This window comes from Rhodanobacter sp. TND4EL1 (assembly GCF_054061035.1).
Genome location: NZ_JBSSDT010000004.1, coordinates 286,543 through 311,296, shown reverse-complemented (window position 1 = coordinate 311,296; position 24,754 = coordinate 286,543). Strand labels below are relative to the sequence as shown.

At 59.2% G+C, this 24,754-nt stretch carries 23 protein-coding genes; 17 read left to right on the top strand and 6 right to left on the bottom strand.

Annotation, left to right across the window (positions count from 1 at the left end):
- Nucleotides 1–242: 242 nt before the first annotated feature.
- The 3 genes from ACVWWQ_RS15155 (at nucleotide 243) to ACVWWQ_RS15145 (ending at nucleotide 2,181) form a co-directional block, all read left to right on the top strand.
- Nucleotides 243–1,106: a TlpA disulfide reductase family protein gene (locus ACVWWQ_RS15155; protein WP_208321645.1), complete on the top strand. Its 864-nt coding sequence runs from the start codon at nucleotides 243–245 to the stop codon at nucleotides 1,104–1,106.
- Nucleotides 1,103–1,909: a thiol:disulfide interchange protein DsbG gene (gene dsbG, locus ACVWWQ_RS15150; RefSeq protein ID WP_208321644.1), complete on the top strand. Its 807-nt coding sequence runs from the start codon at nucleotides 1,103–1,105 to the stop codon at nucleotides 1,907–1,909. Before ACVWWQ_RS15155 ends, dsbG begins: the two co-directional genes overlap by 4 nt.
- A 122-nt stretch (nucleotides 1,910–2,031) precedes the next feature.
- Nucleotides 2,032–2,181 (top strand): hypothetical protein, encoded by a 150-nt coding sequence (locus ACVWWQ_RS15145; protein WP_166669784.1) that lies wholly within the window; start codon nucleotides 2,032–2,034, stop codon nucleotides 2,179–2,181.
- A gap of 155 nt (nucleotides 2,182–2,336) precedes the next feature.
- Here the strand turns inward: ACVWWQ_RS15145 and ACVWWQ_RS15140 are convergent, their stop codons facing one another.
- The 4 genes from ACVWWQ_RS15140 to ACVWWQ_RS15125 form a co-directional block, all read right to left on the bottom strand.
- Complete coding sequence (locus tag ACVWWQ_RS15140; RefSeq protein ID WP_133951928.1) at nucleotides 2,337–2,966, bottom strand: peroxiredoxin; 630 nt, start codon at nucleotides 2,964–2,966, stop codon at nucleotides 2,337–2,339.
- Between the two features lie 185 nt (nucleotides 2,967–3,151).
- Nucleotides 3,152–3,583: a YeeE/YedE family protein gene (locus ACVWWQ_RS15135; RefSeq protein ID WP_133951926.1), complete on the bottom strand. Its 432-nt coding sequence runs from the start codon at nucleotides 3,581–3,583 to the stop codon at nucleotides 3,152–3,154.
- Nucleotides 3,580–4,017, bottom strand: coding sequence for a YeeE/YedE family protein (locus tag ACVWWQ_RS15130; protein WP_133951923.1), 438 nt, complete (start codon nucleotides 4,015–4,017; stop codon nucleotides 3,580–3,582). Before ACVWWQ_RS15130 ends, ACVWWQ_RS15135 begins: the two co-directional genes overlap by 4 nt.
- Nucleotides 4,014–4,913: an MBL fold metallo-hydrolase gene (locus ACVWWQ_RS15125; protein WP_457383460.1), complete on the bottom strand. Its 900-nt coding sequence runs from the start codon at nucleotides 4,911–4,913 to the stop codon at nucleotides 4,014–4,016. Before ACVWWQ_RS15125 ends, ACVWWQ_RS15130 begins: the two co-directional genes overlap by 4 nt.
- A gap of 178 nt (nucleotides 4,914–5,091) precedes the next feature.
- Between ACVWWQ_RS15125 and ACVWWQ_RS15120 the strand changes: the two genes are divergently transcribed.
- From ACVWWQ_RS15120 to cydB, 6 genes are all read left to right on the top strand, one after another.
- Nucleotides 5,092–5,397 carry a metalloregulator ArsR/SmtB family transcription factor gene (locus ACVWWQ_RS15120; protein ID WP_133951919.1) on the top strand — a complete coding sequence of 102 codons (306 nt, stop codon included), beginning with the start codon at nucleotides 5,092–5,094 and terminating at the stop codon, nucleotides 5,395–5,397.
- Nucleotides 5,394–6,179 carry a sulfite exporter TauE/SafE family protein gene (locus ACVWWQ_RS15115; protein ID WP_133951917.1) on the top strand — a complete coding sequence of 262 codons (786 nt, stop codon included), beginning with the start codon at nucleotides 5,394–5,396 and terminating at the stop codon, nucleotides 6,177–6,179. The genes ACVWWQ_RS15120 and ACVWWQ_RS15115 overlap by 4 nt, the downstream gene beginning before the upstream one ends.
- A gap of 15 nt (nucleotides 6,180–6,194) precedes the next feature.
- Nucleotides 6,195–6,680, top strand: coding sequence for a protein tyrosine phosphatase family protein (locus ACVWWQ_RS15110; RefSeq protein WP_133951915.1), 486 nt, complete (start codon nucleotides 6,195–6,197; stop codon nucleotides 6,678–6,680).
- Between the two features lie 221 nt (nucleotides 6,681–6,901).
- On the top strand, nucleotides 6,902–8,140 hold the full coding sequence (locus tag ACVWWQ_RS15105; protein WP_133951913.1) for an NAD(P)/FAD-dependent oxidoreductase: 1,239 nt from the start codon (nucleotides 6,902–6,904) through the stop codon (nucleotides 8,138–8,140).
- A gap of 267 nt (nucleotides 8,141–8,407) precedes the next feature.
- Nucleotides 8,408–9,799, top strand: coding sequence for a cytochrome ubiquinol oxidase subunit I (locus ACVWWQ_RS15100; protein ID WP_133951911.1), 1,392 nt, complete (start codon nucleotides 8,408–8,410; stop codon nucleotides 9,797–9,799).
- A gap of 2 nt (nucleotides 9,800–9,801) precedes the next feature.
- Entirely contained in the window at nucleotides 9,802–10,812 is a 1,011-nt protein-coding gene (gene cydB / locus ACVWWQ_RS15095) for a cytochrome d ubiquinol oxidase subunit II (protein ID WP_133951909.1), read from the top strand.
- A gap of 216 nt (nucleotides 10,813–11,028) precedes the next feature.
- Here cydB and ACVWWQ_RS15090 read toward each other — a convergent pair whose 3' ends face one another.
- Together ACVWWQ_RS15090 and ACVWWQ_RS15085 are read right to left on the bottom strand one after the other, a co-directional pair.
- A complete protein-coding gene (locus tag ACVWWQ_RS15090; protein ID WP_133951907.1) occupies nucleotides 11,029–11,529 on the bottom strand; it encodes a hypothetical protein in 501 nt (166 codons plus the stop codon).
- A 59-nt stretch (nucleotides 11,530–11,588) separates the two neighbouring features.
- Nucleotides 11,589–12,032 (bottom strand): helix-turn-helix domain-containing protein, encoded by a 444-nt coding sequence (locus ACVWWQ_RS15085; RefSeq protein WP_133951905.1) that lies wholly within the window; start codon nucleotides 12,030–12,032, stop codon nucleotides 11,589–11,591.
- 11 nt (nucleotides 12,033–12,043) lie between these two features.
- Between ACVWWQ_RS15085 and ACVWWQ_RS15080 the strand changes: the two genes are divergently transcribed.
- The 8 genes from ACVWWQ_RS15080 (at nucleotide 12,044) to ACVWWQ_RS15045 (ending at nucleotide 24,740) form a co-directional block, all read left to right on the top strand.
- Complete coding sequence (locus tag ACVWWQ_RS15080; RefSeq protein WP_457383453.1) at nucleotides 12,044–12,358, top strand: helix-turn-helix domain-containing protein; 315 nt, start codon at nucleotides 12,044–12,046, stop codon at nucleotides 12,356–12,358.
- Between the two features lie 227 nt (nucleotides 12,359–12,585).
- Nucleotides 12,586–14,133 carry an IS21 family transposase gene (istA, locus tag ACVWWQ_RS15075; protein ID WP_133951903.1) on the top strand — a complete coding sequence of 516 codons (1,548 nt, stop codon included), beginning with the start codon at nucleotides 12,586–12,588 and terminating at the stop codon, nucleotides 14,131–14,133.
- Nucleotides 14,123–14,869, top strand: a complete 747-nt coding sequence (istB, locus tag ACVWWQ_RS15070) for an IS21-like element helper ATPase IstB (protein ID WP_133951901.1) — start codon at nucleotides 14,123–14,125, stop codon at nucleotides 14,867–14,869. The genes istA and istB overlap by 11 nt, the downstream gene beginning before the upstream one ends.
- 342 nt (nucleotides 14,870–15,211) lie before the next feature.
- Nucleotides 15,212–18,406: a helicase-related protein gene (locus tag ACVWWQ_RS15065; protein WP_133951899.1), complete on the top strand. Its 3,195-nt coding sequence runs from the start codon at nucleotides 15,212–15,214 to the stop codon at nucleotides 18,404–18,406.
- Nucleotides 18,403–19,158, top strand: coding sequence for a DUF4391 domain-containing protein (locus ACVWWQ_RS15060; RefSeq protein WP_133951897.1), 756 nt, complete (start codon nucleotides 18,403–18,405; stop codon nucleotides 19,156–19,158). Before ACVWWQ_RS15065 ends, ACVWWQ_RS15060 begins: the two co-directional genes overlap by 4 nt.
- Nucleotides 19,155–21,260 carry a RecQ family ATP-dependent DNA helicase gene (locus ACVWWQ_RS15055; protein WP_133951895.1) on the top strand — a complete coding sequence of 702 codons (2,106 nt, stop codon included), beginning with the start codon at nucleotides 19,155–19,157 and terminating at the stop codon, nucleotides 21,258–21,260. The genes ACVWWQ_RS15060 and ACVWWQ_RS15055 overlap by 4 nt, the downstream gene beginning before the upstream one ends.
- Before the next feature lie 7 nt (nucleotides 21,261–21,267).
- On the top strand, nucleotides 21,268–22,584 hold the full coding sequence (locus ACVWWQ_RS15050) for a DNA-processing protein DprA (RefSeq protein WP_208321642.1): 1,317 nt from the start codon (nucleotides 21,268–21,270) through the stop codon (nucleotides 22,582–22,584).
- A gap of 35 nt (nucleotides 22,585–22,619) precedes the next feature.
- Entirely contained in the window at nucleotides 22,620–24,740 is a 2,121-nt protein-coding gene (locus ACVWWQ_RS15045) for a GmrSD restriction endonuclease domain-containing protein (RefSeq protein ID WP_133951891.1), read from the top strand.
- Nucleotides 24,741–24,754 lie beyond the last annotated feature (14 nt).

Genomic DNA, 24,754 nt, shown 5'->3' with positions numbered 1-24,754 from the left:
AGTTTGCTCAAAGCGTGTGCAACTTTGACCGTCGCTTGATCGAGGCACTGTGCGTGAGCGCACCTGAGTTTGTGTCTTGCAAAGACTTCATGGAGATATTGGCCCGTGAAGCTTGACGAATGCCCGCCTTTGCATCGCTTTGGATGCTTCGCCATCCCATCGTCGACCGGAGCCGCGCGACCTTTCGTGTCGCGGAACGGCATGAATAAACCGGATGCGTTGACATCCCCTCATTTGCAGAGATGGCGCGATTGCTCTCAGTGAATCTCGGCCCACTGGCTATTTCCGTCGGTCAGGCCCTCATGATCCTCGCCTTCGTTGTCGCGTTGATCGTGGGCAAGCTGGCCGCGCGACGGCGTGACCTGGCCATCGGTGACAGATTGTTCAATCTCGCGCTTCTGGCCGTTGTGGCAGCGCGCATAGCCTTTGTCGCTCACTACTTTTCAAGCTACGGTTTTGACCCACTGGCGTGGATCGATATTCGCGACGGCGGCTTCGAGGTTGTCGCCGGCCTGCTCGTCATGGTCTTGTATGCCAGTTACCTCACCACGCGCAAGCCGGCGCTGCGAGGCCCGCTGGGCGCCGCGCTGTTCGCGGGTGTGCTGACATGGGGGTTGACCAGCGGCGCGTTGAGCCTGATCGAGAATCAGGCCAGTCGGCCGCCGCAGACCGAGCTGTACACGCTCGATGGCGCGGTGACCAAATTGGCGAGTCTGCAGCAAAGCGAAGGCAACCGGCCGATGGTCGTCAATCTCTGGGCGACCTGGTGTCCGCCGTGCCGAGCGGAGATGCCCGTGCTGGAACAAGCGCAAAACGAGCACTCCGACATTCTGTTCGTCTTCGTCAACCAGGCCGAGGCCACGCCCACCATTCAGAAGTTCATGAATCAAATGAAACTGGACATCGATCACGTGCTGCGGGATCCCCGCGCTGAAGTTGGCCAACAGGCCGGTTCAGCCGCGCTGCCCACAACACTGTTCTACGCCGCCGACGGCCGGCTGGTGGATAGCCATCTTGGTCAGCTTTCCAAGGCCACACTGGGCCGAGCGCTCAATCGTTTCAACCTGACCACCGATGATTCGGCACAACTGAAGGATTCCCCATGAAAAAAATGACACGCAACCTGTTGGCACTGCCGTTTGCCGCGCTGTTGATCGGCACCTATGTCCTGTTCACCTGGCCGCGCATCTCCGAGGCTGCCGACACCACGCAGCCCGCACCAGTGACCGCGCTTTCCGCCCAAGGCCTGAAAGTCGTCGAGAAGTTCGATGCCCCGTCTGGCTTGACCGGTTATGCCGCAACGGTGCAGGGTCGACCCATTGCCATCTACGTGACTAGTGACGGCAAACACGCGATTGTCGGTACGTTGGTTGATGCTGCTGGCAAGGATATGACCTCTGGGCCGCTCGAGCGAATCGTCGCCGGCCCACAGGGTGAGAAGGCGTGGAAACAAATGGAATCGGCGGCCTGGGTGCTCGATGGCAGCAAGGACGCCAAGACAATCGTTTACGAGTTCACCGATCCGAACTGCCCCTACTGCCACAAATTCTGGGAGGTCGCGCGTCCGTGGGTGGATGCCGGCAAGGTACAGATCCGCCACGTGATGGTTGGTATTCTCAAGGCCGACAGTGCACCGAAAGCCGCCACCATTCTGGCCTCGAAAGATCCGGCTGCAGCGTTCGCGCGTGCTGAGCGCGAATACAGCCAGGGTGGCATCAAGGTAGCCGACAATATCCCCGATGCCGCGCGCAAAAAGGTGACTGCGAACAACGAACTCATGCAATCACTGGGCTATTTCGCGACACCGACCATTCTGTACAAAAAGGCCAATGGCGAAGTCAGCGTCAAGCAGGGGCTGCCGCAAGGTAAAGACATCGAAGCCATTCTGGGCAGCAAGCCGACCAATTGATGGGTCTTTCCGGATCCCACACCGTTTGGATTGGTATTTCTGACGCACAGGCCGACTCCTGCACTGCTCATTGTCTTTGGGTCTGGCGCCGAACGAACCGACAATCGGAACCGTCCTGCGTAGTGAGCGCTGCGCCGACGGCGCTGACCTGCGATGAGCGCAATGCTGACTCGTTGTCCATCGTCGATGATCCAATCCCCAATGCTCTGGTTGTCAACGCATTGGTCTGCGTGAAGCGCATATCGCTGCGCGAAATCGCCAAACGGGAATGACGAGCGCCACCGGCCACACAATTAAGCTTGTGAGAACGACAGTTCCGACCGTTAATAGCTAGGGTGATGCTCCCCACCAACGGAACATTTTAGTAGAGCGAAAACCGGTCGTGATCAGCGGGACTGATGGCGCTTGTTTGTTGGGAACGAACGCCTTATTTCACCTTGGTCATACGCAAATAAGGGCGAATTTCATTCCAGCCTTGCGGGAATTTGGTTTTTGCGTCCTCGTCGCTGATGCTCGGCGGGATGATGACATCGTCGCCTTTTTTCCAGCCCGCCGGGGTGGCAACGCTGTATTTGTCGGATTCTTGCAATGCATCGATCACGCGCAGTATCTCGTCAAAGTTGCGGCCGACACTCATCGGATAGGTCATTGTCAAGCGAATCTTCTTTTTCGGATCGATGATGAACAGCGAACGGACCGCGGCGGTGTTGCTTTCGTTCGGGTGAATCATCCCGTACAGCTGTGCCACCTTGTGATCCAGATCGGCGACGATCGGAAATTCCACCGTGGTGTTCTGAGTGTCGTTGACATCCAGAAGCCATTTTTTGTGCTCTTCCACACTGTCCGTGGAGAGCCCCAAAGGCTTGGTGTGGCGGGCCTCAAATTCCTTCGCAAGCTGCGCGGTGCGCCCAATTTCGGTGGTGCACACGGGAGTGAAGTCGGCGGGATGGCTGAAGAAGAAACACCAGGAGTCGCCGATCCATTCATGGAACTTGATCTTGCCTTCGGTGCTATCGATCTCGAAGTCAGGAGCGGTGTCGCCAATTTGAAGTGTCATGTCGATCTCCGGTTGAAGTGCGGTTGTGGATGAGGATATTCGTGTGATCGGCCGATTTGAGGCGCCGATGGACAGGGCTGCGGCTGAACAACTTCTTCCGCTGACTTGATCACGAAAAACGTAGCGTTGTTGCCAAGTGGAGGTGCCGCTGAAGACGCAGGCGGTGCTTCTTCAAGATTGCTGGATCATTTGCTGTCTGCCTGCGGTTGCTGTTGCCGGGTGTAGCGGAAAGCGAGCATGCCTGCCGCCAAGCCGACCACGAACACCAGCGGCTGCCACGCCCCTTGTGCGATGGCAGCCACGCCGGGCCCCGGACACAGGCCGGCCAAGCCCCAGCCCACGCCAAAAAGGGCTGCGCCAAGAATCAGGCGCGAATCAATATCGCGACGCGTCGGCAGGTTGAATTTGACGTCGAACACCGGTCGTGCACGGCGCAGGATGAAACGAAAGCTGACCAGCGTGACCAGCACGGCGCCACCGAGCACGAGGGCCAGGGTGGGGTCCCAATTTCCAGTGACATCGAGAAAGCCGATGACTTTCGCCGGATCGGTCATCTGCGCCAGCGCAAGTCCGAAGCCGAACAAGATCCCCGCAATCACACTGATCACGTTTTTCATGAGTGGATTCCGAATACGTGGCGGACGATGAAAACCGTCAGGACGCCGGTAGTGAGGAACGAGGCGGTGGCGACCAGCGAGCGTCCCGACAGTCGGCCAAGCCCGCATACGCCGTGGCCACTGGTGCAGCCACCACCGAGGCGCGTGCCGATGCCCACCAGAACGCCAGCCAGTAGAAATATCGGCCACGACAAGCCCGTTTCAAAGGCGCGGCGTGCGGGAATCAGCCAGAACTCGATACTTGCACCGCCGAGCATCCCCAGCAGGAAGAGCCAGCGCCAGATCGTCTCGCTGCCCGGCTTGGCCATGGCGCCATCGACAATGCCGCTGATGCCGGCAATGCGACCGTTGAACCACAACAACACACTGGCGGCGATGCCAATCAACAAGCCGCCGGCAAAGCCGGTCAAGGGAGTGAAGTTGACGATGGTCATGGTGTGGGAGGCTCGTCGTCAGCGATGGTTGAAAAGCCCTGCGCCCGATTCAGCGGGATCTTGAGGTAACGCGTGCCGTTGTCTTGTTCCGGCGGCAATTCGCCAGCGCGGATATTGATCTGGATCGCCGGAATGATCAGGCCGGGCATGCTCAGTGTCTTGTCACGCTCGGTGCGCAACTTCACAAACTCTGCCTCCGAGCGGCCATCGCCGACATGGATATTGTCGCGTCTCTCGGAACCTACCGTGGTTTCGTACATACGCTCACGGCCATTCGGGCCGTAATCGTGAAGCACGAAGATGCGAGTTTCGTCGGGTAGTTCAAACAGGCGTTGAATCGACCGATAGAGTGTCGCCGCATCGCCACCGGGAAAATCGCAACGGGCGGTGCCGCCGTCGGGCATGAACAAGCTGTCGCCTACAAACGCCGCATCACCAATGACATGGGTTAGATGATCGGGTGTGTGGCCCGGCGTGGCGATGACGCGTGCTTCAATGTCGCCAATCTTGTAGGTTTCGCCATCCTCGAACAGATGATCGAATTGAGATCCGTCATGCATGAAGCCACGGTCCAGCCCGTACACATCGCTGAAATGCTCCTGCACCGTGCGAATGCCTGCGCCGATGCCGGTGCGACCACCAAGCGCGCGCTTGACGTACGCACCTCCTGCCACGTGATCGGCGTGGGCGTGGGTTTCCAGCACCCACTCGATTTGTAGATCGTTCTCACGCACGAACGTCACGATCTGGTCGATGTAATGCGTGGAGGTACGCCCCGAGGTCGCTTCGTAGTGAAGCACGCTGTCGATCACCGCGGCCTTGCGCGACTCGGGATCCCACACGACATACGAAAACGTGGACGTGTCGGGATGCAGAAACGATTTGACATGTGGCATCTGGGTCATGGCTCGATCCGCTCAATCTAATGGCAAGAATATATTAGACATATGTAAATTAATCAAATATGATATTTGCATGAATTCACTTACTTCAGGCCGTCACACGCGGCGCAAATCATCTGTCCGCCCAGCGCCAATCGATCCAGTTGATACGCGCGAGGAGTCCTCGACGTCCATGGACGAGATGCAGGCGCACGCGGCCGAAGCCGCCAGTTTGCTCAAGGTTCTGGCGCATGAAAACCGCCTGCTGGTGATGTGTCATCTGGCTCGCGGCGAATTGTCCGTGAGCGAGATCAACGAACGGATTGCCCTGAGTCAGTCCTCACTTTCTCAGCATTTGGGGGTGTTGCGTCGTGAAGGCGTCGTCGTCACGCGGCGGCAGGGACAGAGCATTTTCTATCGTCTGGCTGACACCGGAGCCAGCCAGATCATGGCGGTTCTGCATGATTTGTATTGCGGGTCAGCGGAGGATCGCACGTGATTTACGCTTTTCTGGGAGCATTGGCGGTAGGCATCAGTCTGGGCCTGCTGGGTTCGGGCGGCTCGATTTTGACAGTGCCGGTGTTGGTGTATCTGCTGCATCAGCCGGCCAAGGAGGCGATCGCCGGTTCGCTGGCCATCGTCGGCGCGATCGCGTTGGTGGGTGCTGTGCGCTACACCTCGCAAGGGCTGATGAGTTGGCGCCATGTGCTGTTGTTCGGTTTGCCAGGAGTGGTGGCAACCTACGGTGGTTCGTGGATTTCGCAGTTCGTGCCAGGCCTAGTCCAGCTGGCCGTATTCGCAGCGATCATGGGTGTGGCTGCGTGGGCGATGTTGCGCCCGTCCAAATTGATGCGCGAGGCCGGCGGCGAGCGCGCGCTGGTCTGGCTAATAGCGGCGGGCATCGGCGTCGGTGTGGTCACGGGGTTCGTCGGCGTCGGCGGTGGTTTTCTATTGGTGCCCGCATTGGTGATGTTGGGCGGCTTGAGCATGCATCGCGCGGTAGCGACCAGCCTTGCGGTAATCGTGATCAATTCGATCAGCGGCTTTTACAAGCACGCCGCCTTGTTGAGCGCCGCGGGGGAAGCATTGAACTGGCACGTCATCGGTGTGTTCATCCTGATTGGCGCGGGCGGTAGCCTGGTCGGCAATGTGGTCGCGCGGCGTATCCCGCAACAGGGGCTACGCAAGGCGTTCGGCGTATTTCTGATTCTGATGTGCGGTTTCATCCTGTGGCGCACGATCCCCGGCTTGCTGTCGCACGCGCCCGCTCATGCGGCCTGATCGATTCGAAATTTTTTGGAAACAATCAAAGTCATGGTGGAGAAACGTGAGATGACCGACCCATCAATCGAGTTGAAAAATGCGTGTCAGATCGAGCCGGATTTGCTTACCGGTGGGCAGCCCGACCACAAGTGCTTTGAAGCCGTGGCCGCTGCCGGCTATCGCAGCGTGGTCAATCTGCGGCCCGTCAGTGAGTTCGATGAATTTGATGAAGGCCGCGTGGTACGAGAACTCGGGTTGGACTACGTGCATATACCGGTTGCTGACGCAGACGGACTGAGTGCTGAAGCGGTGGCGTCACTGGATGTCGTGCTCTCACGAGCCGAGCATCGTCCCGCGCTGATCCACTGCGGCAGCGGCAATCGGGTGGGCGCGTTGATCGCCTTGCATGCCTTCAGCAAACGCGGGCTCGGTGTCGATGACGCGCTTGCGTACGGTGATGCCGCCGGATTGACGACGATGCGTGACGCGGTGCGCGAAAAGCTGAGAAACGCCGATTGATTGACTCAAGAGAGAGGACCCTGGAAGCAAAGCGCAAACTTGCATGAACAGGAAGTAACGCTTGCCAAATTGAGGGAAAAGCGCGTTGGTGCCGCGACGAAGTCTTGGCGGTGTTTTCCAACGCATCGACCGAATCCCTCGCTTTCTGATCATGAGTCCACTGGCTGATATAGCTGGTGTTCTGGATGTCTGTGGTTATCCATGATTGACAGGAGAGCGAGATGACGAATGCGCCAAATTCTCAACAGCATCACCGTGTCGTAATTGCCGGCGGCGGTACCGCCGGACTTTCGGTGGCGGCCACACTGTTACGCCAGTCGCCGCAGCTCGATGTTGCGGTCATCGAGCCAAGCGAGAGTCACTACTATCAGCCCGGCTGGACACTGGTCGGGGGCGGCGATATGCGCGCGGAAGACACCCGCCGGCCCCAGGCGGATGTGATGCCGCCCGGGGCACAATGGATCAAGGAGAGCGTTAGCGGCTTCGCACCTGACGACAACGCAGTCGAACTAGCCTCCGGTGGCCGAGTGACCTATGACTTTCTGGTCGTCGCCCTCGGACTACAGATCGACTGGGATGCCATCGAAGGGCTAACAGAAACATTGGGCAAGAACGGCGTGACATCGAACTATCGTTACGATCTCGCTCCCTATACCCATAAGTTGGCGCAATCGTTGAAAGCCGGAGACAACGCGCTGTTCACCCAACCGGTCATGCCGATCAAGTGCGCCGGCGCGCCACAGAAAGCGCTTTATCTGACGGCCGATACGCTGCGCCAACGTGGGGTCAAGGCGAACGTCGGTTTCTATCCCCAGGGCGGCGCGATGTTCGGGGTGCCGGCGTATTCGCACGAACTCGACAAGATCATGGCGGACTATGGCGCCACGCCGTACTTCAAGCATAATCTCGTTGCGGTCGATGGCGAACGGAAAGAGGCGATATTCGAGACCGAGGATGGCCGCATCACCTGTCCATTCGACATGCTGCACGTGGTGCCGCCACAGTCACCGCTGCCTGTCGTCAAGAACAGCCCGCTGTCCGGTGACGCCGGCTGGGTGACCGTCGACAAGCATCGACTCACGCATACGAAGTACAAGAACGTGTTCGGGCTTGGCGATTGCACCGACACACCCAATTCCAAGACCATGGCGGCGGTCCGGCGCCAGTACCCCGTGCTCGTGGGCGAATTGCGCAAAGCGCTTGGCGAGTCCGCCAAAACCCGCACTTATGACGGTTACGCGGCGTGCCCGTTGACGGTTTCGCACAGCAAGGTGCTGGTGGCGGAGTTCCGCTACGGCGGCGAGGTCGTATCGAGTTTCGGGCTCGATCCGCGTGGCGCGCGGCGGATCTACTGGCCGCTCAAGACACGGTTTTTCCCATGGCTTTATTGGAACGTGATGCTTAAGGGCAAGGAATGGGGTTGGCCTGCGGCAAAGCCACGGCCCGCTTTGACTGCGTAACCGCGGGGCACTCCCGATGAGTGGCACATTGAGCCGCTTGTCAGCGTAATGTTCCCGTTCCCAAGTAGTGCACTCGCGCTACTGAATTGGGCGTCGTTGAACGTTTCGAAGCCTGTAGTTCTATTGCAATCGAAGAAGATGCTTTCCGCAGCCGCACCAGCGGAATTTCCATTGCAACGCTGCCGCGACGCAATGTCACGTACTTAATCGCGCACCCGATGGCTGGCGTAGCATGGTGCGCATTGCACGCTTGGAAGGGAGCCATCAATGGACGCCGAGTTCCTGTCGCGAATCCAGTTCGGATTCGTGATGTCGTTCCACATTCTGTTTCCTGCCTTCACCATCGGGCTGGCGAGCTGGCTGGTGTTTCTGGAGGCGCTATGGCTGCGCAAGCGTACCCAGATGCTGCGCGACCTGTATTTTTTCTGGCTGAAGGTGTTCGCCGGCTCGTTCGGACTGGGCGTGGTTTCGGGCATCGTGATGAGTTTCCAGTTCGGCACCAACTGGGCCGGCCTGTCGACCGTGGCCGGCAATGTGCTGGGGCCGCTGCTCAATTACGAGGTAATGACGGCATTTTTCCTTGAGGCGACCTTCCTCGGGGTGATGCTGTTCGGCTGGAACCGTGTAAGCCATCGCACGCATTTCATCGCCACCTGCATGGTGGCCCTGGGCACGCTGATCTCCAGTTTCTGGATTCTGTCAGCCAACAGCTGGATGCAGACACCGCAGGGCTACGCGATTGCCGACGGAGTGATCCATGCCACCCATTGGTGGGCGGCAATCTTCAATCCTTCGTTCCCGACGCGGCTGGTGCACATGGTGCTGGCCTGCTTTCTGAGCACGGGACTGGTGATCGGTGGCGTCTCGGCGTGGTATCTGCTGCGTGGTCAATGGCAAGACAAGGCGCGCTTGATGCTTCGTTGCGCGCTGGTGTTCGTGGCTATCGTGATCCCGTTGCAGATCATCGTGGGCGATATGTCCGGCCAGGTGGTGCGCGAATACCAGCCGGCGAAGCTGGCCGCGATCGAAGCGCGCTGGACCACGGAACACAATGTGCCGTTGACCCTGTTTGCATGGCCGGACGAGAAGGCGGAAATGAATCAATACGCCGTCGATGTGCCACACCTTGGCAGCCTCATTCTTACCCACAGCTGGAGCGGTGAGATAAAGGGCCTGAAGGATTTCCCGAAGCAGGATCGGCCGCCGGTCGCTCCGCCGTTCTTCAGTTTCCGAATCATGGTGGGATTGGGCTTTTTAATGCTGGCGCTGGCCGCGGTCGGCCTCCTGCTCTGGTGGCGAAAACGCTTGTTCGGCAGCCGCTGGTACCTGCGCTGGTGGATGGCGATGATGCCGGCCGGATTCATTGCCCTGCTGACGGGCTGGTACACGGCTGAGATCGGACGCCAGCCGTGGGTGGTGTACGGCGTGTTGCGCACCGCGAACGCGGCGAGTCCGGTGCCCGCATCCAGCGTGCTGACCTCGCTGATCGTGTACTTCGTGGCGTACACGATCCTGTTCGGCTTCGGCAGCTGGTATCTGTTCAAGGTGCTGCGGCATGGCCCGGACACCGCGCCAGAACGCATCGGCTTCGGCGCTACTGCTTCGCGACCGCTGGCGGCGGTCGATGAAGGCAAGTCCAATGAAGGCGAGGAGGAGTGATCATGGAGCTTTCCACCATCCTGCCGGTGGTCTGGTTCTTCATCATCGGCTTCGCGATCATGATGTACGTGCTACTGGACGGCTTCGTGCTCGGCATTGGCATCCTCACGCCGTTTGCCGATGACGAGGCACAGCAGGAACTGATGATGAACACCGCCGCGCCAATTTGGGACGGCAACGAGACCTGGCTGGTGATGGGCGGCGCAAGTCTGATGGCGGCATTCCCGAAGGCTTACGCCACGATCCTGTCCACTCTGTACCTGCCGGTGCTGGCCATGCTGATCGCACTGATCTTCCGTGGCGTGGCCTTCGAATTCCGCTTCCGTGCGCACACGTCGCGGCGTATCTGGGGGGCGGCCTTCCATCTGGGTTCGGTCGTCGCGGCGTTCTCGCAGGGTCTGATGCTGGGGGCCATCGTCGAGGGTATGCCGCTGGAAGGCGGCAAGTACGTGCACGGTACGTTCGCCTGGTTCAGCCCGTTCTCGGTACTCACCGGCATGGCGCTGGTGTTCGGCTACGGCCTGCTCGGTGCCACCTGGCTGGGCCTGAAAACCGAGGGTAGGCCGCAACGCATCGCGCGCGACCTGACTCGACCGCTGATGATGGCGGTAGTCGCCTTCATGATCATGGTCAGCGCGTGGCTGCCGTTCCTCGACTCACGTCTGATGGCCCGGTGGTTCACCTGGCCCAACTTTTTGTATCTCTCACCGTTGCCGATACTCACCATCGTGGTGGCCGCATGGCTGTGGCGCGCGGTGTTGAAGAACCGCGAGGTTGCGCCGTTCGTGCTGGCGCTGTGCTTTTTCGCACTCGGCTTCCTCGGCCTGGTGGCCGGCGTGTGGCCGAACATCGTGCCGCCGACCATGAGCATCTGGGACGCCGCTTCGCCGCCGTCCAGTCAGGGCTTTGTGCTGGTCGGTGCGATCATCATGATTCCGGTGGTGCTGTTCTACACCGCGTACTCCTACCGCGTGTTCCGCGGCAAGGTACGAGCGGGCGAAGGCTATCATTGAGAGCGCCACAGGAAGGAGCTTGCTTCCTATCGGGATACTGATTGCTTAACGAGCGTTTTCGTTTCACTGCGCTTCAAACACTTGGCCTCACGACGTTTGCATGATTTGGCGATCACGCCGGTGGAAAGCGAGGGTCGCTAATGGGCCGCGGATTGCCGCTATTTAGTTCTTCGAATCGCGCGATAGGAGTGAATCGGTGATCGTTTCACAGCCGGGTCATGGCGCTCGAGTCCGTTGCTGGATTTGCCAAGGTCGGATATAGACCCAGTGTACGAACCAACCCATCGCCATCAACATGATCATGAGGCCGGAGAAACGACACGCAAGCATCGGCGCGGGCATCGAAGCGTGCCCGGCGAGCACCCAGACGTTGATCAGCTGCAGGCTCAAGATGCCCAGCACCACGCGCCCCAAAATCGCGAGACCGCGACTTGCATTCAGCTGGACCCCCTGCGCGTCCGAGCGAAGCGAGAAGGTGCGATGCATCAGACGAATTTCCCGATCGGTGAGGTCTGCCATGTGCTTCAGTTTGATCAGACTCTCCCGGTATCGCCGGGGGCGGTCAAACCCGAAGCGGGCGATGAAGGTACGTTCGTCTTCGATGGCTTGGCGATCACGATCGTTCTCGTCGTCGTTCTGAGCGCAGGCAGCACCCTCACGGACGGCGTCCAGCAGATCGCGCCGTAGCGCCGCTTCGAAGTCTTCTGGATCTTTCATGATACGTCTCCGGACGAAAAAGTAATGACATAACCGAAGTGGCAGCTCCGCTAAACCCGCTATCGCCTTACCACCACCGACAGCAATTCTCTCATCGAGGCGGGTTCGAGCCGTCCCTTCTCGGCACTTAGCGCATAGGCTGCTTTCAGGATGCGCAATCGCTGCTCTGGCCGCAGTATCTTGCCCATCGACGCCAGCTCCGTATCGACCCAGTCAATGATGCGGTCGACCAGCGCCACGTCGGTGGCGCGCGTGGCCGCCTTCACCGGTTGCTCGCCTGGACCGTCCAGTAGCCAGACGGGATCGATGCCGTAGGTCTCATACAAGGCACGAAACAGGGCGACCGGCATCTCCCGCTCACCCCGCTCGTAGTTGGCGTAGGCACGTAGCGACAGTCCAAGCGTCTCGGCAAACGCGCCTTGGCTCAGAGCGGAGGTCGCCCGCACGGCGGTTAAGCGCTTGCCGATGGAGACGTTTTGCGAGGGCGTTGCGACCTTACTCATAACTGCCTATAGTGAGTCACACTACTTCCCACGAGTTTACTCGCTTGCAACGTGCGCGAAAACAGCACGAACAAATCAAGATGCGCCTGCGGCTGGCTGGAACGTCACTGGCTCAGGTTGCCCGCGACTTGGGCGTCGCACCGACGACGGTCACTTCGGTTTCCCAAGGAGCCCGGCGATCGCGTCGGATCGAAGCCACCATTGCGCAGCGGCTGTCCACGACGGCCGCGAAGTTGTGGCCGGATCGCTACGCCACCGCCACACGCCATGATTTGGTTTCTCTAAAATCCACGGGAGGTGGCGCATCCAGCATGACATCTCACTGATCGACCAGCCCCTGATCCTTGGCGCACCAATGAAAACGCCCCGAAGTGTGATGACTTCGAGGCGTTAGGAACTTCGCAAAACTGTTGTTGCAAGTCTCCCGCGGCGACTCCGCCGTGTCAAGCGTCCGACCCTGCCGGGTCCGTTCACGCACGCCAAGCCTTTTTACCGGTGTCGCCGGAGCCCTTGCCGCTCCGATCGTGGCGGCATCCCAGCGGGAGACAACATCATGACCAAACTTCGCCAAGCGGTTCAATTGGCGCTCGGTACGACGATGAGCAATCGTGCCATCGGGCGCGAGGTCGGCATGTCCTTCAATTCCATCCGGCGTTACCGCCAGATCATAGAAAGGCACGGATACGTGCTTGATACACTGCTCGCGCTCGACGACGACGCATTGCACGCCCGTTTCTATCCACGGCCGACACGCTCGAATATCAAGCGACTGCCGGACTGGAGTTATGTCCACGCCGAACTGCAGCGTCCGCATGTCACGCGGCAGCTTCTGTGGGAAGAATATCGACGCGACGATTCCGACAGCGCCTATGAGTACAGCCAGTTCACCCACCTCTACGGCGCGTGGACGCGCCGTCACGCCGTTAGCATGCGTCAGCCCCACACACCTGGTGAGCGTGGCTGGGTGGATTTTCTGGGGCCGACGATGGGATGGGTTGATCCGGCGACGGGCGAGATGCACCGCGCACAGATTTTCGCCGCCGCGCTGGGGGTGTCGCATCTGTTGTTCGCGTCGGCCGTGCCGTCGCAGTCCACCGAATGGTGGATCGAGGTACACAACCGCTGGTATGCGTTTCTTGGCGGTGTACCAGCCATCACCGTGCCCGACAATCTGAAGGCGGCAGTGCTGCGGGCTGGCAACGAACCTCAGATCAATCCCACCTATCTGGAAATGGCGCGTCACTATGGCACTGTGATCTTGCCCGCCAGGTCGCGCAAGCCGAAAGACAAGGCGAAGGCCGAGGGCGGGGTGCTCATCATTGAGCGATGGGCTTTGGCGCGCTTGCGCCATCGTGTTTTCCACTCGCTGGCCGAGATCAACGAGGCCCTAAGCGAATGCATCGACCTGATCAACGACAAGGTCACACGTACCTGGCATGCCTCGCGACGAGCTCGGTTTGAGGAACTTGACCGACCACACCTTCTGCCGTTGCCTGGCGTGCGCTTTGAGTATGGCGAATGGATACCGAACGTCCGCGTTGGGGTCGACTATCACCCGGTTGTGAAGGGACACCACTACTCGGTGCCATATCGCCTGGTGCGCGAACAGGTAGATGTACGCCTAACAACCACGATGGTGGAAATTTTTCATCGACGACAACGTATCGCCATGCATCAACGCAGCGAGGTGTTGGGTGGGACCACCTTCGACAAAGCGCATTTGTCGCCCGCGCACCGGGCATGGTCAGATCAAACGCCGCAGCGGTATCGCGCTTGGGCGATCATGGTCGGCCCCTATGCGCTGGAGTTGATCGAACACCAGTTCACGACGGCACGGCACGTCACTTTGGCACTAAGAGCCTGCAGCGGATTGGAAAAGTTGGCCAAGACCTACGGTCCTGAACGGTTCGAAGCGGCTTGCGACGAAGCACTGCAGATCAAATCGCCCACTCTGAAAAGCATTCGTTCGTTGCTGCAGAACCATCTGGAGCGACGCGGTCGCTCACGGTCGGATGCCGATGAGTCGCCGGTGCTCCCTTCGCATCGAAACGTGCGCGGCCCCCACTACTACGACCAGAAGGAGTCCGATCATGCTGAATAATCCAACCCAACAGATCCTGCGCGAACTCCGCCTCGCGGGGATGGCCCAAGCCTATGAGGACCAGCAGGGTAACCTCGCCGCACAATCGCTCACCTTCGACGAACGCTTTGGTCTGCTGGTCGATGCAGAGAATGCCCAGCGGGAGAACCGCCGCTTGGGACGTCTACTCAAGGAAGCCAAGCTTAAAATGACCACCGCGTGTGGCGAGGACATCGATTTTTCCACACGACGTCACCTCGACAAGCGGCAGATCCTTGATCTGTTTACGTGTCAGTGGATCGAACGTGGGCAGCATGTGCTGATCACCGGACTCACTGGCGTAGGCAAAACTTGGCTGGCATGCGCACTAGGGACCGAAGCCGCACGCAAGGGCTATGGCGTTCTTTACAAACGCCTGCCGCGGTTCCTGGAGGAACTGGAGATTGCCCATGCCGACGGTAGCCTCCCAAAGTTGCGCACCCGGCTGGCCCGTGCGAGGTTGCTAATCCTGGACGATTGGGGTGTGGCGCCGATTACCCGTCGCGGTCGGCAGGATTTGCTGGAAGTGATCGATGATCGCGTGCCCGGAGCCTCCGTGTTGATCACGGCGCAGATGCCTGTCGAAGCATGGCACGAGTACTTGGGAGAGCCCACGATCGCTGACGCCATCCTTGATCGCCTTTTGCACAACGCGCACCGGATCGCTCTGGAGGGGGAGTCGATGAGACGTTCAAGGTCTTCGCTGTCTAAGAAGTAGTTCATGGATACTTCAATCGGTTGACGCCAAGCCGTTCCGATCGAAAGGTCGGGCGGCTTTTTGATGCGCGTCATGATCATCCGCTGGAACTCATTGGCCCATGATTATTGATACTGATCGCATTACGACAGCGGTGACACGGTGATCATCACCGGAACAATGATCATGGCCGAGCGGAACTGGTGATCAACGTCACCGGAATACGCAATCAGAAGCGTCCGGTGAGCCCGATGGCCTTAGGCCTGCACCGCCCCGCGGTCTGTGGAACAATCGGATAGGGAATCTGGGCCGTGTGCCCGCAGTCATACGTCGACAGCAGGGCGCTCAAGGGAACGGCTCATCGTGAAGATCATTCGCAACACAGGCTCTGAACGCCTGATCGACCTGCTTCGGCCTGGATTTGCTGTCGGGCACCAGCTCGACTTCATTACGCCGACGTTCTCGCTGTTCGCGTTCGCTGAGTTACGTGCGGAGCTGGATCTTTTGTCCAAGACCCGCCTGTTGCTGCCCTCAGATACCGCTGATCTGGCGTTTCTCGGTAGCACCTCCGATCGTGGTGCTCGCAATCGACTGCAAACGCGTTGGCTGGCCAAGCGTTGCGCTGGCTGGCTCCAGCGCAAAGTGGAGCTACGCCGGGCGCATGGTTATGTGCCGCAAGGAGTAGCGTTGCTTCGCGACGCGACGCTTTCGCCCCTGCAAATGGCGATTGGGTCCATGGCCTTCAGCACGGAAGGGCTCGGTATAGCGCCAGGCAACCCGCTGAACCTGGTTCAGGCTACCGAGAGCGCCGAAGAAGCCGCGCAGTTCAGCACCTGGTTCGACGCGCAATGGGCGGTTCTGGCCCCGGCGTTGGGCGGCGCTAGAACCCTGATGGAAGCGCTGCGGCCGTTGGCAGAACACCGCGATCCCATGAGCATTTATGCACTGATGCTGCATCACGTCTTCAGTGCCAGTGGCGAGGCGCTGGACGAAGACAGCATCGTCAAGTCCGCCACCGGTATCCGTAACACGCTGGTATGGAAAAAGCTGTTCAAATTTCAGCGTGACGGCGTGGTAGGCGCGATCGACAAGCTCAATCGCTTTGGCGGTTGCATCATCGCGGACAGCGTGGGTCTGGGCAAAACCTTCGAAGCACTGGCGATCATCAAATACCATGAGTTGCGCAATGACCGCATTCTCGTACTTTGCCCCAAGCGCCTGCGCGACAACTGGACCTTGTACAAGTCCAACGATCGACGCAATGTGCTGGCCGCCGATCGTCTCAACTACGACGTGCTCAACCATACCGACTTATCGCGCGATGCCGGGCTCTCTGGTGATATTGACCTCACCCACGTCAACTGGGGCAATTACGACCTCGTCGTCATCGACGAATCGCACAATTTCCGCAACAAGAGCACGCACAAGGACAAGGAGTCGCGCTACCACCGACTGATGCGACAGATCATCCGCGAGGGAGTGAAGACACGTGTGTTGATGCTGTCAGCTACGCCGGTCAACAACCGGCTTGCTGATCTCAAGAACCAGATTGCCTTCGTCACCGAGGGTGACGACCTTGCCTTGGTCGATTACGGCATTGCCAGCATCGAGGCCACTACACGCAAGGCACAGCTGCAGTTCAACCGCTGGCTGGATCTGCCTGAAGACGAGCGCACGCCTTCCCATCTGATCGAAATGCTTGGATTCGACTACTTCACCTTGCTCGATCATCTGACCATCGCTCGGTCGCGCAAGCACATCGAGAAGTACTACGGCACCAGTGAGACCGGCCGATTTCCCACACGGCTCAAGCCGATCAACATCAAGGCGGACGTGGATCTGGCTGGCGAGTTTCCTCCGATCCGCGATATCAACAATGAGATTCGGCGACTCAATCTGGCGTCCTACGCGCCGCTGCGTTACGTGCTGCCGCACAAGCAAGCAGCGTACGACAAGAAATACAGCACCCAAGTACGCGGCGGGGAAGGTTTCTTCCGCCAAGCCGATCGCGAAGAGAGCCTGATTCACCTGCTGCGCGTCAATGTGCTCAAACGCATGGAAAGCGCAGCATCGTCGTTTGCCCTTACCGTGCAGCGCCAGTTCCGTGATGTGGAGGCTACCCTCACGCGCATCGAACAGCAGGCCGGCGAAATCGAAGAGATCGACATCGAGGACGTCGATATCGACGATCCAGCATTTGAAAGCCTGCTCGTCGGCAAGCGCATCAAGGTGCTGTTGGGCGATGTGGATCTGATCCGTTGGAAGCAGGATCTCATCGAGGACCGCAATCGCCTGGCGACCTTGCTTTCTGCCGCTCACCAAGTAAGCGCGGACCGCGACGCCAAGCTGGCTGCTTTGCGCGAGATGATTACGCAAAAGTGCCGGGATCCGATCAACCCCGGTAACCGCAAAATCATCATCTTCACCGCATTCGCCGACACCGCGATTTACCTCTACAACCAGCTTGGAGCGTGGGCAAAGAAGACGCTCGGTGTGGAATCGGCCTTGGTCACCGGGGCCGGCGGTAATCAGACCACCTTGGCGGGCCAACGGAAGGATCTCGGATCCATCCTGACCAGCTTCTCTCCACGCTCTAAGGAACGCCCCCAGGAATTGGCTGGCGAAGGCGAGCTAGATCTACTGATTGCCACCGATTGCATTTCCGAAGGCCAGAACCTGCAGGACTGCGACTGGCTGATCAATTACGACATCCATTGGAACCCTGTGCGCATCATCCAGCGCTTTGGGCGCATCGACCGTATTGGCTCCCCTAATTCCGCCGTCCAGTTGGTCAACTTCTGGCCGAACATGGAGCTGGATGAATACATCAATCTTGAACAACGCGTCAGCGGTCGTATGGTGCTGCTGGACATCTCAGCCACGGGTGAAGAAAACCTGATCCAAGCCGATTCCGGCAACCCCATGAATGACCTCGAATACCGTCGCAAGCAGCTGGTCAAGTTGCAGGACGCGGTAATCGACATGGAAGACTTGTCCAGCGGCGTATCCATCACTGATCTCACCCTGACAGACTTTCGGATTGATCTGGCTCAGTACGCCAAGGCCCATCCCGACGCTCTTGAGAATATGCCCCTGGGCAGTTTTGCGGTGACCAGCACCCACGATGCAGAGCTGCCACCTGGCATCGTGTTCTGCCTTCGCGCCGAAGGACCGCACGCCAGCAAGCCCGCCGAAGCTGGTTACCCGCTCGCGCCGCACTACCTGGTGCACGTCAGCGAGGAAGGCAATGTCCTGCTTCCCTACACCCAGGCCAAGCGCGTGATGGATCGCATCAAGCGCGCGGCGTTGGGCCGTGACTTGCCCGATAAAGATGCTTGCGCGCGCTATGACCATGCGACCCGCGATGGCGAAGATATGACTGCGGCACAGCGCTCGCTCGCCGCCGCAGTGGCTTCCGTCGTGGGCAAGAGTGAGGAACGGGCCGTCGCTAGCCTGTTCAGTCCCGGGGGTACGCATGCCCTGCAGGGCGAGTTCGCCGGCAGCGACGACTTCGAGGTCGCCGCGTTCATGGTGGTGCTAGCCGACGACGAAGCGTGACCGCGCCCGAACTCCTTGCCGCCCTGGATCTCCCTGTTTCGACACGGGTGCAGCAACGAGTACCCAAGAAGCTGTTGTTGGAGAACGGCGCTCCCACCGCCGCAGACAAGCGGGTCATCAACGATGGTATCGAGGAGATCCAGTGGCTGGCCGTGCTGAAACCGGCCAACATCGGCGTCCTCCCATACCGGGATGCGGCGCGCGAATACCTTGAAATTGCTGTACTGCAGGTAACGTTTCGCGAAGACGCCAAAGTATCTCGACCTATCGAGCTGATCCACCGTGCGATTCCTTACCCGGCGCTGCTGCTGTCCACACAAGGCACAGAGACAGGTATCTCGCTGGCGCATAAGCGTTGGTCGCAAAATGAGGTCGGCAAGGTGGTGCTTGATGACGAACCTCTTGTGGTGTCAATGGTCGATGCGCCAGAGGGCATCCATCGCGATTTTTTGGAAGCCTTGCCACTAGCGGCACAGCCAAGGTCGTCACTGTTCGCCTTGTATCAATCCTGGCTGGACGATCTGATCGCGCTCCAGGCAGCACTGCAAACTGGCTCATTCCGCTTGCTTGGCTCGGACACAGCTCGGGACGCTCGTAGAGCGGCGCTGCTTGAGTCGAGTGAACTGCGGGAACAGCTTGTCTCATTACGAGCCGCAGCAAAAAAAACGTCTCAAATGGCGAGACAAGTGGAGCTCAATCTCCAAATCAAAGAACTCGAACGGAAACTCGCACACGTAAGGGATGACCTATGACAACGACAGATCACGATCACGCAAAATCCTTGCTGCGGCAGGCACTCGGCATTCCCGATGCGGAGTTTCGCGATGGCCAATGGGAGGCGATCGACGTCGTTGCCAACCAGCATCGCAAACTGCTTGTAGTGGAACGCACTGGCTGGGGCAAGAGCTCGGTTTATTTCATCGCTACGCGCATTCTTCGAGATCGCGGTGCGGGTCCGACGTTGATCGTCTCGCCACTCCTGGCCTTGATGCGCAATCAGGTTGAGAGCGCTCAACGGCTTGGCGTTCGTGCCGTCACCATCAATTCGACAAACGGGGACGACCGGCCGGCGCTCATCCGTGAGATCTTGGATGGAGGCGCCGATGCCGTACTGATCTCTCCCGAGCGTCTGGCCAACGACGATTTCGTACAGAACGTCCTGCTACCCATTGCCAACCGCATCGGTCTGCTCGTGGTGGACGAAGCACACTGCATTTCCGATTGGGGACACGATTTCCGCCCGGATTACCGCCGACTGATCAACGTCATCAAGCGCATGCCGGCAAACATGCCGGTGCTCGGGACAACCGCCACAGCCAATGATCGAGTGATTGCGGACGTTGTCGCACAGCTCGGTGACATGCAGGTATTGCGCGGCCCTCTTACACGCGAAAGCTTGCATCTGCAGGCAACGCGCTTGCCTGACCAGGCCGCACGTCTGGCATGGCTGGCCGATCACTTGGCCGATCTGCCAGGTACCGGCATTGTCTATGTCCTGACCAAACGAGACGCAGATCGAGTCGCACAATGGCTAAGCGACAACGGCATCGAGGCGAAGGCTTACTACAGCGGCGTTACTGACCCAGCCTTTGATGATTCGGATGCCTATCGCCAGCACCTTGAAAATTTGCTCTACACCAACCGCATCAAGGCATTGGTCGCAACGACTGCTCTGTCCATGGGCTACGACAAGCCCGACCTCGGTTTCGTCGTTCATTATCAGGCTTCGGGTTCCATCGTCGGCTATTACCAACAGGTAGGTCGAGCGGGCCGTGCAATCCCTCGTGCGGTGGGTGTTTTGCTATCTGGTCGCGAAGATACCGAGATCCACGAATACTTCCGCGGTTCGGCGTTTCCAGAGCAGGAGCACGTTCAGTCCATTCTCGGCGCACTGGCTCACAGCGACGGCATGACCACTGCCTCCATCGAAGCCGCGATCAACCTGCGCAAGACACAGATCGAGAAGGTGCTCAAGCTGCTCTCCGTGGAAAATCCATCTCCCGTTATCAAGGACGGCCCCCGCTGGTTCCGTACGCCCGTCCTCTATCGCATGGATCAGGCACGTATCGACAACCTCACCCGACAGCGCGAGCAGGAGTGGCAGGAGGTTCAAGACTACATTGACACCAAAGAGTGCAAGATGGTCTTCCTGGCCCGCTCCTTGGACGATCCTAAGCCGCACCCCTGTGGCTGCTGTACATCCTGCGTTGGCCATCCAATAGTTGCGGAGTCTTTCAGCCACGAATTGGCAGTCAACGCCGGGTTGTTCCTTCGCCACGCAGAATTTCCGCTGGAAACCAAGAAGCAGGTTTCAGCCGACGCCTTTGTGACATACGGCTTCCGCGGCAATCTGCCACTAGCATGGCGCGCCGAAACCGGACGAACTCTGTCGCGATGGGGCGATGCCGGTTGGGGGAAGTTCGTAGAAGAGGATAAGCACGCTGGCCACTTTCGCGATGAACTGGTCGATGCCGTAGTGGAGATGATTCAGCAGCGCTGGCAGCCCAACCCGGCGCCTGCCTGGGTCACTTGCATCCCCTCACGTAAGCATCCGCAGCTGGTACCGGACTTCGCCGCCCGTCTGGCTCAGCGCCTGGGCCTGCCATTCCATGCAGCGATCACCAAGGTGCGGGACAATCAGCCACAGAAGGCACAAGAGAATCGCTTCCATCAGTGCCGTAATTTGGATGGCGTCTTTGCCGTCACACCCAACCCGCCAGCGGGGCCGGTGCTGCTGGTCGATGACGTGGTTGATTCTGCGTGGACCTTGACCATTGCGGCAGCGCTGCTACGGCAGGCCGGTTGCGGTGTTGTATGGCCGTTGGCGCTCGCTGAAAGCAGTACCGGAGATTGAGATGCAAATGAGTGAACAGAGCCAGGCAGTGCTGTTGCTGACCGCTTGGCTCGGAAAGCCCAGCAAAGGCGAAGCCAAGCCACTTACGCCCGGTGAATGGGGGCGTTTTGCGCTGTGGCTGAAAGAGCAGGGACGATCGCCCGAATCGCTGCTCAATACCCGTGATGTACCCGCCCTGTTGCACGGTTGGAACGATCGCACCATTGATGCGACGCGCGTTCAACAGCTGCTTGAGCGTGGCGCAGTTATGGGGATCTCGTTGGAGAAATGGGAGCGGGCTGGGCTGTGGGTTATCACGCGATCCGACCCTGACTATCCTTCTCGGCTCAAGCGGCTGCTCAAGACAGCTGCACCGGCCGTCTTGTTCGGCTCTGGCAATCGCAAGCTGCTGGATCGCGGCGGCATTGCCGTCGTTGGCTCCCGTGACATCACGCCTGAGCATCTGGCGTTCACCCAACAGCTCGGTGAGAGCATCGCCTCGGATGGTAAATCTGTCGTATCCGGTGGGGCGCGCGGTGCCGACGAAGCCGCCATGCTTGGCGCTTTGGCGAGCGATGGCACGGTTATCGGCATTTTGGCCGACGGCCTGCTGCGTGCGAGCAACTCAGCCAAGTACCGACCTTCGCTAATGAATGGCAACCTGGTCCTGATCTCGCCCTTCAATCCCGAAGCCGGGTTTGAACCCGGCAACGCCATGGCTCGCAACAAATACATCTACTGCTTGGCGGACGCGGCAGTCGTCATCAATGCCAGCAAAGACAAGGGTGGCACTTGGAGCGGCGCGATTGAGAATCTCAAGCATGACTGGGTGCCGCTATGGATCAAGTCAAACGCCGATCGCACCTCAGGCAATGCAGCGCTAGTCGATAAAGGCGCCCATTGGCTGCCCGAACCCAACGTAAGTTTCGGGTCACTCATGCAAAGGGCCACGACAACACCTGCAGCCGAGCCCGACTCCCTTTTCAATGCAACGCCATCAAGTGTCAGCGAGCCGGCGCCTCCCTTGGTATCGGAAGCAGACGCCCAAGCCACGCCGATTGTTGCCACCGCTGAGTCGCACGTTGGCCAAAGCAACGAGCAAGAGCTCGCTGCTGATCACATGCCGGAACCGAGCCCAAACCTCGATCTCTACGAGTGCTTCCTACTCAAGCTGGAAGCCACCACACGCGAAGGTCCCGCCACGGTCGAAATGCTCCAGAAGGAGCTCGATCTCGTCAAACCTCAGTTGAATGAGTGGCTCAAGCGCGGCGTCGTGGAAGGGCGCGTCAAAAAGAACGCGAAGCCCGTGAGCTATCACGTCCCGCGCACCGATCGACTCGTGTGACGATCAACCGCGGTTGATGATTTACAGGGGACCCCATGAAAGCCACCGAAGCCACGCTGCTCAAATTCCTCAAGAACGCGCCGCAGTTCATCATCCCCATCTACCAGCGCAACTATTCCTGGACACAGGAACAGTGCAATCAGCTCTGGATGGACCTGCTGCGTGCCGGGCGCGACAAAAAAATCAGCAGCCATTTCATTGGTTCCATCGTGTACATCGAACGTGGCTTGTCTACCGTGGTACAGCAAGAGTCTTTGCTCGTCATCGACGGCCAGCAACGTTTGACCACCGCCACCTTGCTCATCGCCGCGCTGGCCGACTATTTCGAAGCCAACGACATCGCCGAGCTGATGGATGTTTTTTCTGCCCGCAAGCTTCGTAACTACTACCTGCTCAATCCTGAAGAGGATGGTGACCGCCGCTTCAAGCTGCTGTTGTCAGAGACCGACAAAGACACGCTGCTGGCGATATTGCGCAAGGCACCGACGCCGGATCCGTCCAGCGCCCGCATTGAACAGAACTTCAAGCTCTTCCAGCAACTCATCGAGACCAACAAAGCCGAACTCGAAGCCATCTGCACGGGCCTGGACAAGCTGGTCATCGTTGACGTTGCCCTGGATCGCACGCAGGACAACCCGCAGCTCATCTTTGAAAGCATGAATTCCACCGGTCTGGAGCTTAGCCAGGCGGACCTGATTCGCAACTACATCCTGATGGGCCTGGAGCCCGCCCTGCAGACCGAGCTATACACCACGTACTGGCGTCCCATGGAAAGAGGCTTCGGCCAAGCCGGGTACACCACGCACTTCGACGGCTTCATGCGTCACTACCTCACCACCAAAACCGGTGAAATCCCCAATGTGCGTGAGGTATATACCGCATTCAAACTCTACGCACGCGGTCGCACAGGTGATACCCGCGAGCTCGTGGCCGAGATCCACGCCTATGCGGGCTACTACTGCGCCATGGCCTTGGGCACCGAGCAGCACCCGCTGTTGCGACAGGCATTCCAGGACCTGCGCGAACAGAAGCGGGATGTCGTCTACCCGTTCCTGCTCGACGCCTATCACGACTACCGCATCGGCGACCTGAGCGCCGAGGAACTCTATCAAGCCCTGCGACTGGTCGAGAGTTACGTGTTTCGCCGCGCGGTGTGTGCCATACCCACCAACTCGCTCAACCGTACTTTTGCCGGGTTGTCCCGTTCGCTCAAGAAAGACCGCTATCTCGAAAGCCTCAAGGCCACGTTCCTGCTGTTGCCTTCCTATCGCCGGTTCCCCGACGACGACGAGTTCCAGCGCGAAATCAAGGTGCGCAACCTGTACAAGTTCCGCAACCTCATGTACTGGCTGCGCAAGCTGGAGAACTTCAACCGGAAAGAGCCGATCACGGTGGAGAACTACACCGTTGAGCACATCCTTCCGCAGAATCCGGAGCTTTCGACGGCGTGGAAGCAGGAGCTCGGGCCCGAATACGAGCGCATCCAGCAGACCTGGCTGCACACCTTGGGCAATCTGACCCTTACCGGCTACAACAGCGAATACAGCGACCGTCCGTTCAAATACAAGCGCGATGACGTGACCAATCACGATGGCGATCCCGTCGGCCTCAAGGTCAGTCCGCTTATGCTCAATCAGGGCCTGGGCAGTGTGGAGACATGGGACGAGAACGCCATTCGCCAACGTGCGGACCGGCTGGCGGTACGCGCGGCCAAAGTCTGGCAAGCACCGGAGCTCGCCGCCGACGTCCTAAACGCGTACCGCCCTGCTGCGACGCAAGGCGGGCAAACCTACGGCATTGACGACCACCACCAGTTGGCCAGTGGCCCTGCGCGCGAGCTGTTCGAGCAGCTACGGGGTCAAGTACTGGCGTTGGATCCCTGCGTCAGCGAAGAATTTCTCAAGGTATACGTGGCCTACAAGGCAGAAACCAACTTCGTCGATGTCATCCCGCAAGCCAAGCGCCTGCTGCTCACCCTCAACATCCCCTTCCATGAGATCGACGATCCGAACGGGCTCTGCCGCGATATCACTGGACTGGGCCGTTGGGGCAATGGCGATGTGGAAGTGAAGCTGGAGTCACCCGACCAACTACCCTACGTGCTTGGCCTGATCCGTCAGGCGTTCGATCAACAGATGGGCAGCGTCGATGCCTGAGCGTCCGTTGCCAC

What these genes read in the sequence shown, in the direction of transcription:
- ACVWWQ_RS15135 (WP_133951926.1), bottom strand. Translation starts at nt 3,583, where the DNA reads ATGAAAAACGTGATCAGTGTGATTGCGGGGATCTTGTTCGGCTTCGGA.
- ACVWWQ_RS15125 (WP_457383460.1), bottom strand. Translation starts at nt 4,913, where the DNA reads ATGCCACATGTCAAATCGTTTCTGCATCCCGACACGTCCACGTTTTCG.
- ACVWWQ_RS15090 (WP_133951907.1), bottom strand. Translation starts at nt 11,529, where the DNA reads ATGAAAGATCCAGAAGACTTCGAAGCGGCGCTACGGCGCGATCTGCTG.
- ACVWWQ_RS15130 (WP_133951923.1), bottom strand. Translation starts at nt 4,017, where the DNA reads ATGACCATCGTCAACTTCACTCCCTTGACCGGCTTTGCCGGCGGCTTG.
- ACVWWQ_RS15050 (WP_208321642.1), top strand. Translation starts at nt 21,268, where the DNA reads ATGAGTGAACAGAGCCAGGCAGTGCTGTTGCTGACCGCTTGGCTCGGA.
- ACVWWQ_RS15105 (WP_133951913.1), top strand. Translation starts at nt 6,902, where the DNA reads ATGACGAATGCGCCAAATTCTCAACAGCATCACCGTGTCGTAATTGCC.
- istB (WP_133951901.1), top strand. Translation starts at nt 14,123, where the DNA reads ATGCTGAATAATCCAACCCAACAGATCCTGCGCGAACTCCGCCTCGCG.
- ACVWWQ_RS15100 (WP_133951911.1), top strand. Translation starts at nt 8,408, where the DNA reads ATGGACGCCGAGTTCCTGTCGCGAATCCAGTTCGGATTCGTGATGTCG.
- istA (WP_133951903.1), top strand. Translation starts at nt 12,586, where the DNA reads ATGACCAAACTTCGCCAAGCGGTTCAATTGGCGCTCGGTACGACGATG.
- ACVWWQ_RS15045 (WP_133951891.1), top strand. Translation starts at nt 22,620, where the DNA reads ATGAAAGCCACCGAAGCCACGCTGCTCAAATTCCTCAAGAACGCGCCG.
- ACVWWQ_RS15085 (WP_133951905.1), bottom strand. Translation starts at nt 12,032, where the DNA reads ATGAGTAAGGTCGCAACGCCCTCGCAAAACGTCTCCATCGGCAAGCGC.
- ACVWWQ_RS15120 (WP_133951919.1), top strand. Translation starts at nt 5,092, where the DNA reads ATGGACGAGATGCAGGCGCACGCGGCCGAAGCCGCCAGTTTGCTCAAG.
- cydB (WP_133951909.1), top strand. Translation starts at nt 9,802, where the DNA reads ATGGAGCTTTCCACCATCCTGCCGGTGGTCTGGTTCTTCATCATCGGC.
- dsbG (WP_208321644.1), top strand. Translation starts at nt 1,103, where the DNA reads ATGAAAAAAATGACACGCAACCTGTTGGCACTGCCGTTTGCCGCGCTG.
- ACVWWQ_RS15140 (WP_133951928.1), bottom strand. Translation starts at nt 2,966, where the DNA reads ATGACACTTCAAATTGGCGACACCGCTCCTGACTTCGAGATCGATAGC.
- ACVWWQ_RS15155 (WP_208321645.1), top strand. Translation starts at nt 243, where the DNA reads ATGGCGCGATTGCTCTCAGTGAATCTCGGCCCACTGGCTATTTCCGTC.
- ACVWWQ_RS15055 (WP_133951895.1), top strand. Translation starts at nt 19,155, where the DNA reads ATGACAACGACAGATCACGATCACGCAAAATCCTTGCTGCGGCAGGCA.